General features: G+C 45.8%; 11 protein-coding genes. 6 read left to right on the forward strand and 5 right to left on the reverse strand.

What is annotated here, in order from left to right:
- Nucleotides 1-19: 19 nt before the first annotated feature.
- Together CU633_RS00110 and CU633_RS00115 are read right to left on the reverse strand one after the other, a co-directional pair.
- Nucleotides 20-769 carry a TraR/DksA C4-type zinc finger protein gene (locus tag CU633_RS00110; protein ID WP_101657696.1) on the reverse strand — a complete coding sequence of 250 codons (750 nt, stop codon included), beginning with the start codon at nt 767-769 and terminating at the stop codon, nt 20-22.
- Nucleotides 770-952: 183 nt separating this feature from the next.
- Nucleotides 953-1,885, reverse strand: coding sequence for a 1,4-dihydroxy-2-naphthoate polyprenyltransferase (locus CU633_RS00115; protein ID WP_101657697.1), 933 nt, complete (start codon nt 1,883-1,885; stop codon nt 953-955).
- Nucleotides 1,886-2,222: 337 nt separating this feature from the next.
- Between CU633_RS00115 and CU633_RS00120 the strand changes: the two genes are divergently transcribed.
- The 6 genes from CU633_RS00120 to menC all read left to right on the forward strand — a co-directional run bounded on the left by CU633_RS00120 (nt 2,223) and on the right by menC (nt 9,697).
- Complete coding sequence (locus CU633_RS00120; RefSeq protein WP_101657698.1) at nt 2,223-3,629, forward strand: isochorismate synthase; 1,407 nt, start codon at nt 2,223-2,225, stop codon at nt 3,627-3,629.
- Complete coding sequence (gene menD / locus CU633_RS00125) at nt 3,626-5,377, forward strand: 2-succinyl-5-enolpyruvyl-6-hydroxy-3-cyclohexene-1-carboxylic-acid synthase (RefSeq protein WP_101657699.1); 1,752 nt, start codon at nt 3,626-3,628, stop codon at nt 5,375-5,377. Before CU633_RS00120 ends, menD begins: the two co-directional genes overlap by 4 nt.
- Nucleotides 5,377-6,186, forward strand: coding sequence for a 2-succinyl-6-hydroxy-2,4-cyclohexadiene-1-carboxylate synthase (menH, locus tag CU633_RS00130; protein WP_101657700.1), 810 nt, complete (start codon nt 5,377-5,379; stop codon nt 6,184-6,186). The genes menD and menH overlap by 1 nt, the downstream gene beginning before the upstream one ends.
- A 15-nt stretch (nt 6,187-6,201) precedes the next feature.
- The gene (gene menB / locus CU633_RS00135) at nt 6,202-7,020 is read left to right on the forward strand and encodes a 1,4-dihydroxy-2-naphthoyl-CoA synthase (protein WP_101657701.1); all 819 of its coding nucleotides are present in this window, start codon (nt 6,202-6,204) and stop codon (nt 7,018-7,020) included.
- Between the two features lie 82 nt (nt 7,021-7,102).
- Nucleotides 7,103-8,584, forward strand: coding sequence for an o-succinylbenzoate--CoA ligase (locus CU633_RS00140; protein ID WP_101657754.1), 1,482 nt, complete (start codon nt 7,103-7,105; stop codon nt 8,582-8,584).
- A gap of 6 nt (nt 8,585-8,590) precedes the next feature.
- On the forward strand, nt 8,591-9,697 hold the full coding sequence (menC, locus tag CU633_RS00145) for an o-succinylbenzoate synthase (RefSeq protein WP_101657702.1): 1,107 nt from the start codon (nt 8,591-8,593) through the stop codon (nt 9,695-9,697).
- Between the two features lie 163 nt (nt 9,698-9,860).
- On the opposite strand, the gene CU633_RS00150 is transcribed toward menC, so the two are convergent.
- From CU633_RS00150 to CU633_RS00160, 3 genes are all read right to left on the reverse strand, one after another.
- Entirely contained in the window at nt 9,861-10,013 is a 153-nt protein-coding gene (locus tag CU633_RS00150) for a DUF1540 domain-containing protein (protein ID WP_101657703.1), read from the reverse strand.
- A gap of 101 nt (nt 10,014-10,114) precedes the next feature.
- Nucleotides 10,115-11,155 carry a cytochrome d ubiquinol oxidase subunit II gene (locus CU633_RS00155; protein ID WP_101657704.1) on the reverse strand — a complete coding sequence of 347 codons (1,041 nt, stop codon included), beginning with the start codon at nt 11,153-11,155 and terminating at the stop codon, nt 10,115-10,117.
- Nucleotides 11,156-11,170: 15 nt separating this feature from the next.
- Nucleotides 11,171-12,532 (reverse strand): cytochrome ubiquinol oxidase subunit I, encoded by a 1,362-nt coding sequence (locus tag CU633_RS00160; RefSeq protein WP_101657705.1) that lies wholly within the window; start codon nt 12,530-12,532, stop codon nt 11,171-11,173.
- Between the last annotated feature and the right edge of the window lie 201 nt (nt 12,533-12,733).

A 12,733-nucleotide genomic window follows, 5' to 3' on the forward strand; every position in this document is an offset into this window, starting at 1 on the left:
ATGAGGCCGGATTCCGGCCTCATTTTTTGTCTTTATGATTGCCTTCTACATAGCCATCAGACCTATGATATGGAATATTTCCAAGCGGAGATTCAATATTCTTGTCATCAAGCATTTCTTCATATTTTTCCTGCTTCTTAGAGCGGTAAAATTGACGATTTTTTCCGTTTATTCCGGTAGCGGCGAAGGTTTCATAGTCCTCGGTGAATCCTTCATCATCATCGTCATTGTATAAGTCGTTATAATTCTGATAATCGCCTTTTAAGTCAGCAGGAGTTTCTGATGTGCCGTATCGGGCTGCTTCCCGGAAGCTGTCCTCATTGTCGATAACCTCGCGGAACTGATGATGCTGAAAGGTATTCCCCTGTGCTGGTTCCAGCACCTCTTCTTCAACAGGGCGATCATTGGAAACTAGCTGGTCCGGACTGTGCTCTTTGCAAAATAAAGCAGCCGGGATCGCCTCCAGCCGCTCGAACGGGATGTCTTTCCCGCATTCAGCACATTTCCCGTAAGTGCCAGCCTCGATCGCTTTTAGTGCCGCATTAATTTTATCAAGTTCGAAATCGGCATGCCCTTCTAAAGCAAAGTCCTTCTCGCGTTCGAAAAGCTCTGTGCCCATATCGGCGGGATGATTATCATACATGGAAAGCTCGCCGGCCGCTTCCCGGGCGCCCGCCTCTTCTTTATTCTGGCTGAGCCGGTGCTCAAGTTGATGTTTATTTTCTTCAAGCATGGATTTTAACTGGTTTTGCTGTTCTGTTGACAACATCTTATTCACATCCTCATTAGATTTCCAGCTACTAAAGAGTATTTATGTTTAAAAATACCCTGTTGATAGTTTGTTAAACTAAAGCGAAGCCAATCTATGCATGAATCAGTCCCTATTTTAAAACTTTAGATGCATTCACAAAAAAAGCTTCCGCTTGTAGACGGAAGCCATTTTGTATATCTTTTATAAAAAATAGCCCAAAAATAATCCAATCGACAGCAAAAATCCAAAAATCGTATTTGTTTGCGCCGTTGCTTTCATAGCAGGCATCATCTGGAGCGGCAGTGATTTGCCAATAAACCCTTTGATCGCTTCAACTGCTTTCGGGGCGCTCAAAACAACAAGAGCGAGCCATGGGGACGCTTCGGTGCTCACAATCAATCCAAAAACCCAGACAAACGAGATAATGAATTTTCCGGCCAATAAATAGATCGCCCGTTTTCTGCCCAGCAATATGGCGAGCGTCTTTCGCCCGTTTTCTTTATCACCATCGAGGTCACGAATATTGTTGGCAAGCAGTATCGCGCCAACCAATAAAGCGATTGGAATCGAGACAAGGATACTGATCGTTGAGATAAAGCCTGTTTGAATGTAAAAGGAAATTAAGATAATCATGATGCCCATAAATAGTCCGGCAAAAAGTTCGCCGAAAGGAGTATAGGCAATCGGGATAGGACCGCCTGTGTACAAATACCCGGCAAGCATGCAAGCGAGCCCGATTAATGCAAGCCACCATGTGCTGTTCATGCAAATATATATTCCAATCAGGATCGAGAGACCATACAAACCAAGAGCCAGTGAGAGAACCGTTTTCGCAGAAATACCGTGCCGGACAATCGCGCCGCCAATACCCACTGATTCCTCATTATCCAAGCCGCGTTTATAATCATAGTACTCATTGAACATATTCGTGGCCGCCTGGATCAATAAACTGGCAATGAGCATCGCTGCAAATAAACCAATATGAATGTCAGTAACCTGGATCGCTAAAGCGGTTCCAAGCAGAACCGGTACAAAAGCAGCTGTTAAAGTATGGGGGCGTGTCAGCTGCCACCAGACTCTCCAATTTTGTGAAGATGCAACAGGTGAAGGACTTGTGTGCATATGAGATTGCATCAATTTGTCTCTCCCTTAAAAAAATGATAGTGCAAACCTATTTATATTAACGAAAGTGTATAGACTTGTCAAAAATATATAGATGGCAATCGTGTGAAATTTTCATTACAATTTTTAGTTTAGGTAATCGAATAAGCACTGTCAATGACTTTTTTCGTGTATTTCAGGTTGCTTTTACCAGCTGTTAAAAAGGAATAGATGAATTATCATATAATAAGGAAATTACTAGGGTGCATCTGATCAGCATTATTGACATTGTACTCGTATGAGGTGTATCTTAAAATAAGTTTATAACGAAGAATAACAGCTTTATTTCGCTGTTATTGGAGGGATTTTTTTGGTTACTATTCAAGATACAGAGCTTAAGGAAGGCATATCGGAAGCGATAGATAGGGCCAGAAGATTAGCAAAGCCTGTATTGGTTAGTGAGGTTCATAAAATCGGTCATATCGACCCTGTTGATTTTTTCGCTGCAGGAAGCGATCAATATCTCGGTGAACGGTTTTTTTGGAAGGATCCTTCCGGACAAGCCTTGATTATTGGTCTGGGGATATGCAAGCAAATTCAATCCGATCAGGCGGCTGACCGTTTTCTTCATACTGAAAAAGAGTGGAAGCGCTTTATTGAAGACTCTGTCATTTTTAACCCATATCCACAACCTGGACTCGGCCCAGTTATGTTCGGTGGATTTTCCTTTGACCCGCTGAAACAGAAAACCCCTTTATGGTCAAAGTTTTCCGATTCTCTTTTCCATCTCCCAAAATATATGCTCAGCATAATAGATGGACAAAGCTACTTAACAACCAATGTCGTTTGCACGCAGCATGATGATGCGTCGTTGGCTGAAAAAGTGGCGGAAAAACGGCAGGAGATTTTGTCTTCGGCTGCAAAAGGTGCCAGTTATCAAACCGCCAAGCTTTTGCATAAAGAGGAGATAGATCCCGGGGCTTGGAAAAATACTGTTTCGAATGTTGTGGACGACCTGCAGGAAGGTTCCTTAAAAAAGGTCGTTCTTGCAAGGGAACTCCGCCTCTATTTTAAAGATGCTGTTCAAGTGGAAATGGTTCTCTCGCGGTTGCTCAAGGAACAAAGAGAGAGCTTTATTTTTGCCTTTGAGTCGAATGGGGATTGCTTTATCGGTGCTTCCCCGGAAAGGCTTGTGAAAAAAGCGGCAAACCAGGTGAAGTCGACTTGCCTTGCCGGATCGATTGCAAGGGGCAAAACTCCGGAAGAAGACAAACTCCTCGGCGAAACGCTGCTAACCGACCAAAAGAATTTAATCGAGCATCAATATGTTGTTGATATGATTAAAGAAGCGATGGCAGATGCATGCGAACAAGTGGACATGCCAAGCGAGCCTCAACTTTTAAAAATGAGGGATATTCAGCATTTATATACCCCCGTTACCGGGAAGCTGTTAAAGAATAAAACATTGCTTTCGATGGTGAAACGTCTCCATCCAACTCCTGCATTGGGCGGCTCGCCAAAATGCGAAGCGATGGCGAAAATTAGAGAGGTTGAGGCAATGGACCGGGGCTTTTATGCCGCTCCGCTCGGCTGGATGGATTATCATGATAACGGCGAGTTTGCGGTATCGATTCGTTCCGGATTGATTCAGGGAGGAGAGGCATCTTTGTTTGCCGGGTGCGGAATTGTCGCAGATTCAGATTCGGAAAGCGAGTACATGGAGACGGGAATTAAATTCCGCCCAATGCTTACTGCTCTTGGAGGAAGAATGGAATGAGCCATCAAGAAAATTTAACCGCCTATATCGCTGCTTTTGTAGCGGAATTAGTGGCCGCCGGGGTAAAGGACGTTGTCGTAAGCCCCGGATCCCGATCAACTCCAATGGCGCTGGTGATGGCTGCCCATCCTGAACTTCGTCTTTATGTTCATGTAGACGAGCGTTCGGCAGCTTTTTTTGCGTTAGGGATGGCCAAGGCATCCAATCGTCCAACCGCGATTCTTTGTACGTCAGGTACAGCTGCGGCTAACTACTATCCGGCACTTGTCGAAGCAAACAGCTCCAGGGTGCCGTTAATCGTCCTGACCGCTGACCGTCCCCACGAATTAAGAGATGTCGGAGCCCCGCAGGCAATCGACCAAATTCATTTATACGGAAGGCATGTCAAATGGTTTGTGGAAATGGCACCGCCTGAGGATTCACCTGAAATGCTGCGTTATGTAAGAACTGTTTGCGCACGTGCTGCTGCAACGGCGTTACGGGCACCGGCCGGCCCGGTTCATTTGAATTTTCCGTTCCGTGAACCGCTTTTGCCAGACCTGCGGAAGGAAAACTTGTTCGAACACGAAGAGAGAGTCGACAAGTATGTCGGAATCCACTCTGGAGATTTAACGTTCAGTGATGAAAAATATCAGGAAATTTCGCATCATATCAACCAGTTTGAAAAAGGCATTATCGTCTGTGGTCCGATCGATGCTCCTGAATTGACAGAACCAATCATTGAATTGGCGCAAAAGCTTCAGTTCCCAATCCTTGCAGACCCGTTATCACAACTCAGAAGCGGCATGCATAACAAGGACTATGTCATTGACGCTTATGATACTTTCCTGCGAAATGACGAAGGCAGGCAAGCATTAAAGCCGGATCTGATTCTTCGCTTTGGGGCAATGCCTGTCTCAAAGGCGCTGACTGGTTTTATAAAAGAAAACAATGATGCCGTCCAATATGTGATTGATGGAGGCGCGGGCTGGCGGGACCCTGCGGCGGGTGCTTCGGAAATGCTTTATTGCAATGAGCGTGATTTTTGCCGCTCGGCAGCAAAGTATGCTTCTTCCGCAAATCGCTCACGTTACCTGCAGTCATGGGTTCAGTTAAACGATTTCACAAAAAAATCGCTGCGCAAAGTAAATGACATTGAACAGTTGAGTGAAGGGAAGCTTTTTTGGCAGCTGGCAGATCTTATCCCGGATCAGTCCGTTTTATTTGTTGCAAACAGCATGCCGATCAGGGATTTGGATACATTTTTTCATAACAGTGAAAAATCAATCCGGATCATGGCGAACCGCGGAATAAATGGCATTGACGGTGTTATTTCAACGGCGCTTGGCGCTGCAGCTATAGCTGGCCCTGTTTATTTAGTCGTTGGAGATTTAACGTTTTTCCATGACCTGAATGGGTTGCTTGCTGCAAAGCTGTACGGTTTGAATATCAAAATTTTGCTGATTAATAATAACGGCGGGGGCATTTTCTCGTTCCTGCCCCAGGCGGCTGAGCCGGAACATTTTGAACTTTTATTTGGCACCCCGATCGGCCTTGATTTCGAGCACGCTGTTAAAATGTATCATGGTACTTTTGAGAGAATCTCCAACTGGGACGGTTTTTCATTGGCATTCCGGCGAAATATGGAGGATGATGGATTAAGTGTCATTGAAATTCCGACAGCAAGAGACAGGAATGTAAGTGAACATCGAGAATTGTGGAATGATGTTTCCCGGGAAATAAGCGGCTTTTTGAAAGAGGAATCATGATGAAATACGTGATAAACGGACTCAATTTCCATGTGAAGCAGTGCGGGGATGGTTTTCCGCTCATTCTGCTTCATGGTTTTACAGGCGATTCGTCGGGATGGGAATCATTCTGCAAACTATGGGGAGACCATTCCAAATTGATCATGCCCGATATTATTGGCCATGGAAAAACAGATTGCCCAAATTCTCCGGAACGTTACCGAATCGAATCGGCCGCAGAAGATTTGCGTGATTTGCTCGATCAAATGGAAATCGACCAAGCTGATGTTCTCGGCTATTCAATGGGCGGCAGGCTCGCATTAACTTTTGCGGTGAAATATCCGGACCGGGTTCGCAAGCTTATTCTGGAAAGTGCTTCTCCAGGCTTGAACAGTGCGGAAGAAAGAGCGAACAGGAGGAATGCGGATAAGCAGCTTGCCGGGTTTATATTGGAAAAGGGAGTGGCAGAATTTATTGCTTACTGGGAAGAAACCCCTTTATTCGCCAGCCAAAAAACGCTTGCTGAGGAGGAGAGGAAAATCATCAGGCAGCAAAGGCTGAAAAACTCGGCAATCGGGCTTGCAAACAGCCTAATCGGAATGGGAACCGGGACCCAGCCGTCATGGTGGAAAGAGTTAACTAATGTTATGAATAACACCTTGCTTATCACCGGGACATTGGATGACAAGTTTTGCAGGATTGCTGCCCTGATGTCTGAAAAATTGCCGCAAAACCAGTGGATAAAAGTCGACAAGGCCGGACATGCAGTTCATGTGGAACAACCTGAAAAGTTTGGTACAATAGTAAGTGAGTTTTTGATTCATACATAAAAGGAGGAACCGACGATGACAGTTGAATGGGTAGCTGGACGTCAATATGAAGATATTTTATACGAAACATATAACGGTATCGCAAAAATCACGATCAACCGTCCCGAAGTGCGCAATGCATTTCGGCCGAAAACAGTTTCGGAATTAATCGATGCATTTGCCTATGCACGCGATGATGAAAAGATCGGCGTGATCGTGTTAACGGGAGCTGGCGATGATGCTTTTTGTTCGGGTGGCGACCAAAAAGTCCGCGGACATGGTGGATACGTAGGCGATGACCAAATTCCGCGCCTGAACGTTCTTGATTTGCAACGGTTAATCCGCGTTATTCCAAAACCGGTTATTGCGATGGTCAAAGGATATGCAATCGGAGGCGGCCATGTGCTCCATATTGTATGTGACTTGACGATTGCTGCGGATAATGCGGTGTTCGGCCAAACCGGGCCGAAAGTTGGCAGCTTTGATGCGGGATACGGTTCTGGTTATTTGGCGCGAATTGTCGGCCATAAAAAAGCACGCGAAATATGGTACCTGTGCCGGCAATACAATGCCCAGGAAGCTCTTGATATGGGACTTGTCAATACGGTGGTTCCGCTTGACCGGGTTGAAGAGGAAACGATTCAATGGTGTGAAGAAATTCTTGAAAAAAGCCCGACGGCGATTCGCTTCCTGAAAGCGGCATTCAATGCCGATACGGACGGACTTGCCGGAATCCAGCAGTTTGCCGGTGACGCAACGCTACTCTATTACACAACAGATGAAGCGAAGGAAGGCCGGGACGCATTCAAAGAAAAACGCAAGCCCGACTTTGGGAAATTCCCGCGTTTTCCGTGATCGTTTCGCAACAGCTTGATGGACCTCCATCAGGCTGTTTTTGTATAATGAAACAAAACGGGACAGAAGGAGGGTGTTGATCCTGGATGCACAGCGTATTCCCAATTGGTTGAAAAAACGCGCAGACCTGACCCCGGACCGTACAGCCCTGTATTTTTCGGGGAAGTCGTACACCTTTAAAGAGCTATATATAGAAGCATTGAAAACGGCGGCGAAGATTGCCGGAGTAAAGATCGAGACGGGCAGCTATGTCGCCGTTCTTTTAAAAAATCACCCCGATACAGTATTCATTTTATTGGCCTTGCAAATGCGTGGCATTAAGACGGTCATCCTGAATAACCGGCTGTCGGCGCAGGAACTTTCCTGGCAAATTAGCGACTCTGGTTCCGCTTTTCTCATAACGGAAGAGAGCTTTAGCCATACAGCTGACGAAATAAGCAAAAAAACGGACAAGACCGCTGTTATCACGAAAGAGCAGCTTTTTGAGCGTAAAGACGGGGACGCCCAGATCGTCGACGAATTTTCGTTAGCCGATGTCTGTACGATTATGTACACGTCTGGAACGACCGGCCATCCAAAAGGCGTGGTGCAAACATACGGAAACCATTGGTGGAGCGCGGTCGGCTCTGCTCTTAATCTTGGCTTGATGGATCAAGATTGCTGGCTCTGCGCGGTCCCCCTTTTTCACATAAGCGGATATTCGATTCTGATTCGCAGCATTATTTACGGAATCCCGATCGTCCTTCATGAGAAATTTTCTGCAAAAAGGGTTTTGAACGATATTTCTAAATTCAATGTAACAATCATGTCAGTCGTCAGTGTCATGCTGGTCAACTTGATTGAAGCGTTACATGAAAACACCCTGCCCGCTTCATTTCGCTGCATGCTCTTAGGAGGCGGACCTGCTCCGTTGCCGCTTCTTGAAAAATGCAAAAAGAAGGCTATTCCTGTTTACCAGACATACGGGATGACGGAAACAGCCTCGCAAATTGTCACGCTTGCTCCTGAGTACAGCTTAACGAAACTCGGCTCTGCAGGGAAACCGTTATTTCCTTCGCAATTAAAAATTGTCGATTTCCTTGGAAATGAAGCGGCCCCAAAAGAAGAAGGAGAAATCTTTGTAAAGGGTCCGAATGTGACACCAGGTTATTTGCATCACGACAGCGTGATGGATGGTGACGGCTGGCTATCAACCGGAGATATTGGCTTTCTGGATGACGAAGGCTTTTTATACGTTCTTGACAGACGTTCAGATCTGATTATTTCAGGTGGCGAAAATGTTTACCCTGCTGAGGTTGAAGGCATTCTGTTATCCCATTTTGAAGTGTCTGATGCAGGTGTGATCGGCATAGATGATTCAAAATGGGGCCAGGTGCCGGCCGCATTCGTCGTCCGCAAAAGTGGATCAAAAGTAACTGAAGATGATTTGACCGCTTATTGCAGAGAAAAGCTTGCAGGCTATAAGGTTCCGAAAAAAGTGATCTTTGTTGATGGGCTTCCGCGCAATGCCGCCAATAAACTATTAAGAAGAGAATTGCCCAAGCTGTTAAGAAAGGGGGAATGAACTCGGTTGAATCTAAAAGCAATCGGGCTGTATGTGATAAAAATGCCATTGAAGCTCCCTTTTTCAACCCATCTTGGCACGGTTGCCGAGCGGGAGGCAATCATTATTGAAGCAATTGATTCAACTGGATTGAAAGGATATGGGGAGGCTGTCGCTTTTTCTTCGCCATGGTATACAGAAGAAACCGTCCAAACGTGTTATCACGTCTTGAAGGATTTTTTAATTCCGTTGCTACTGGATTCAGACATTATCCACCCTAATCAAGTTGATGTTCTTTTTAAAGGAATCCGCCGAAACCATATGGCAAAGGCTGCCCTTGAAACGGCGGTATGGGATCTTTACGCGAAACAGAAAAATATGCCGCTCGCAAGGCTTCTTGGCAGCACGGCAACAACGATTCCAGCGGGAGTTGTCGTTGGCGCAAAGACGGCAGCCGCCGCCATCGACCAAATAGAGGGTTACATTGAAGAAGGATATTCACGGATTAAAGTAAAAATCAGCCCTGATCACGATTATGCTTTGCTTGCAATGATCAGGGGAAAATTCCCTGATATTCAGTTGATGGCCGATGCCAATTCAGCTTATACACTTGATGATGTCGAAAAGCTAAAGGCGCTCGATGAATTCGGCCTGTTAATGATTGAGCAACCGCTTGGCGTGGATGATATCGTCGATCATGCGAAGCTGCAAAAACAGCTAACGACACCGATCTGCCTCGATGAAAGCATCGTTTCTTTTGATGATGCAAGAAAGGCTGTCGAGCTTGGCAGCTGCCAAGTGATCAATATTAAGATTGGCCGGGTAGGCGGACTGAAAACGGCACTGGCAATCCATGATTACTGTAAAGACAGGGGAGTTCCGGTCTGGTGCGGCGGGATGCTCGAATTTGGCGTTTCCCGGGCCCATAATATTGCCATGGCTGGTTTGCCGGGGTTCACCATTCCAGGAGATATTTCTTCATCCAGCCGCTACTGGGAAGAGGATATTATCGTCCCGGAGGTTACCGTTCGTAATGGGGCTATTGAGGTACCAGATCAGCCTGGAATCGGCTTTGAAATCAATTATAAGCGTCTTAAGGCAGCGTGCAGCTTTGAAGAAATGTTTAGATTATAGAGTCCTTTTTGAAAACGGAGTTCACTATGATAAGGTGTTCTCCGTTTTCATGATAATCAGGAGACAATTTCAGCATGTCATCTTGGAAATAAATAGGACGGATTTAAAAACCGGATTGCTCGAAAAAGAAAACAGGCAGGGATTCTGCCTGTTTGATCGTTGCTCAGGAGGGTTTGAATGTTTTACAATCTGTTTCACGGCTGTTATCCGCCTGCTTGCCTGTGTGGCTTACTACATATATTCTCTCGGCACCACAGCGGTTCCCGTGTTCCCAATACGTGCAGTTATTTACTTCGCACAATACGTCTTTTGCCATCTTGTATCACTCCTTTAAAATGGTGGATACATGAATAGGTTTTGACGAATCTGCGCCGCCCATACGTAACAATAATAGAAAGGGTAACCGGCAAATAATGGTTAAGGTGCTTTTTTTTGCCGCAAATAGCGCTTGTCATTCATAAATAAGCTCCAAAAGTAAATAAAGCCGGGGAACAGAATCAAAAATCCGACTATGTACGTAATAAACACTGCCTGAAAGGAGTTAGGGTCCGTGAAACCTGACTGGATCGTTACTTCCGGATAAACGATATATGGCAGGTGGGCCTTTCCGTACACATAGCTTGCTGCGAGATATTGAAGGGTGGTAGCAATCATCGCAGCGCGCGGCATTCCCTTAACTCCTTTAGTGGTGAACGATGGCAGAAACAGGGCGAGGCCGGCAATAAAAAAAAGTACAACTGAAATGATCAGCAAGTTTAAATCGCCAAGCATTTTATGATAAAGCCATTCCGCTTCATTCTCCATTGTCACCATGATCATAAAAGCCATCAAAAGCGAGACAGGTCCGAGCATTAATGCATCTCTCCTGTATACATAGTATGCTTCCATAGCATTTGATGCCTTCGAGTAGTCTGCAAGCAAGAGCGATGACAAATAAAGCGTACTGCTTACGGCAAAAGCAACAAACGCATACTCATGCGGGCTCGTAAACAGTTTGCCTAAATTGAGCGTTTGGCCGTCGTCTGTAAACTCGACAAACTCGCCATGGGTAATCGGCAGGACGCTGATCAACAGCCCGGGAATGAGAATTCCTGTAATCCCCGAAATATACGTTAAGACTTTTCGATATTCCTCAGCGATGTTTGAAAAAACAAGAAAGGCGCTTCGGATTGCGAGAAGCAGCAGAATCATGCTTCCAGGGACGAGCAGGACGGTACCAAGCGTATACGCAGCTCCGGGAAATAGACTGTAGACTGCGACAACGAGTGCGACAATAAACGTGTTTGTTACTTCCCATGTCGGCGACAGGTAGCGGTTTGCAATATTTGTGGCCTTTGTTTTTTTTTTATTAAAATAAATCATCGACCAGAAGCCGGCGCCAAAATCCATCGTGGCCATCACAGCATAGATAAAAACGAATCCCCATAGTACTGTGATGGCCAGTAGTGCATCTGTCATGTTGTTTCACCCTTTTTAAGTATTGGATCCGTACAGTGGCACGCCTTTTTGCTCGGCACGGTTCAAATCATCGAGAACGGTGTTCCGTTTAAAATAATAGAGCAACACAAAAACAACTGCAGCCCCGAGTACAGCATAGACGGCAGCAAACAGAATAAAGAGAAGCCCGAGGTTACCTGTCGTTGTCGCAGAATCCTCTGTCAATAAGGCCCTGTAAATTGTCCACGGCTGCCGGCCGGTGCAGGCAAAGATCCAGCCGAATTCGATGCCCAATACCGCTAATGGCCCGGATGCCACAAACATCCACATGAGAAAGCGGGGAAACCTTTCTTTTTTCAAAAACTTGTTCCATATAAACGCAACGAGCGAAAGCAAAATTAACAGCGTGCCGATTCCAACCATTCCATTAAATAATGTGTGCACAAAAAGCGGCGGCCATTCTTCCCTCGGAAAATCATTTAAGCCGACGACTACTGTATCAAAGCTGTTTCCTGCCAAAAAGCTAAGCGCCCACGGAATTTCAACACCCCATTTCACTTCCTGCGTTTCGGGATCGGTAAAGCCGCCAACCGTTAACGGTGCATAAGACTGCGTTTCAAACAGCCCTTCAGCGGCAGCGAGCTTCTCCGGCTGGTATTCATGAAGGTATTGGGCTGCTGCATGGCCATTAAATGCGGTGAAAAGCGAAAAAATGCCGCCAATAACCAAGCTTAGCATCAACGCTTTATGGTGAAATTTATAAACCCGGGTACCAAAGTCACTTCGCAGCAATTTAAACGCGGCAACCGATGCGACGACGAAAGCTCCAGTCAAATAAGCGGAAAGAGCAACGTGAACAGCATTCACAAAAAAGCCCGGATTAAAGAAAGCTGCCCATGGGTCGACGTCCACGATTTGGCCATTGCGAATATTAAATCCGGTCGGGCTTCCCTGAAAGGCATGAACGTTTGTAATTAAGACGGCGGAGGCGACGGCGCCCAACGCGACCAGTGAGAGACTGGCTATTCTTGCCCATGGCGGTATCCGTTCTGCCGCATACACATAGATCGACATGAACAAGGCTTCAATAAAAAAGGCGTAGATTTCAATTTGAAATGGCAGCGCCATCACTCTTCCGATGACTTCCATAAACCCCGGCCACAATAAAGACAGCTGGGTGCCGGCAATCGTCCCGGTCGGAATGCCGACGCCAAGCAAAACAGCGAACGCTTTCGTCCATCTTTTTGCCATCACCACATAATCCTGGTCCTTTGTTTTTTGGTAAAGGAGCTCAGCCGTCAGCATCATTAACGGCAACCCAACGCCAATCGTTGCAAAAATAATATGAAATCCCATCGTTGTCCCAAATAAAGAACGGGCAATCAGCAAATCATCCATCCATAATCTCCCCTTCCATTGTGGTTCACATTTAAAGCATAGTGTTTACAATAGAGAGATAAATATGTAAAAGTTTCCTTATTTTGCTGTAACTTGCGCCAAAAACCGGGAACAAGTTTTTGAGCAAATAACCGGTAACCTTCAAGGATGAACGAGCTTTTTTCTTGTAAGAAACGGACAATAAGTTCACAATTTTATCAT

Source organism: Bacillus sp. V3-13, assembly GCF_002860165.1.
Taxonomy (GTDB): domain Bacteria; phylum Bacillota; class Bacilli; order Bacillales; family Cytobacillaceae; genus Bacillus_BJ.

What these genes read in the sequence shown, in the direction of transcription:
- CU633_RS00110 (WP_101657696.1), bottom strand. Translation starts at nt 769, where the DNA reads ATGTTGTCAACAGAACAGCAAAACCAGTTAAAATCCATGCTTGAAGAA.
- menB (WP_101657701.1), top strand. Translation starts at nt 6,202, where the DNA reads ATGACAGTTGAATGGGTAGCTGGACGTCAATATGAAGATATTTTATAC.
- CU633_RS00155 (WP_101657704.1), bottom strand. Translation starts at nt 11,155, where the DNA reads ATGACAGATGCACTACTGGCCATCACAGTACTATGGGGATTCGTTTTT.
- menH (WP_101657700.1), top strand. Translation starts at nt 5,377, where the DNA reads ATGAAATACGTGATAAACGGACTCAATTTCCATGTGAAGCAGTGCGGG.
- CU633_RS00150 (WP_101657703.1), bottom strand. Translation starts at nt 10,013, where the DNA reads ATGGCAAAAGACGTATTGTGCGAAGTAAATAACTGCACGTATTGGGAA.
- CU633_RS00160 (WP_101657705.1), bottom strand. Translation starts at nt 12,532, where the DNA reads ATGGATGATTTGCTGATTGCCCGTTCTTTATTTGGGACAACGATGGGA.
- menD (WP_101657699.1), top strand. Translation starts at nt 3,626, where the DNA reads ATGAGCCATCAAGAAAATTTAACCGCCTATATCGCTGCTTTTGTAGCG.
- CU633_RS00115 (WP_101657697.1), bottom strand. Translation starts at nt 1,885, where the DNA reads ATGCAATCTCATATGCACACAAGTCCTTCACCTGTTGCATCTTCACAA.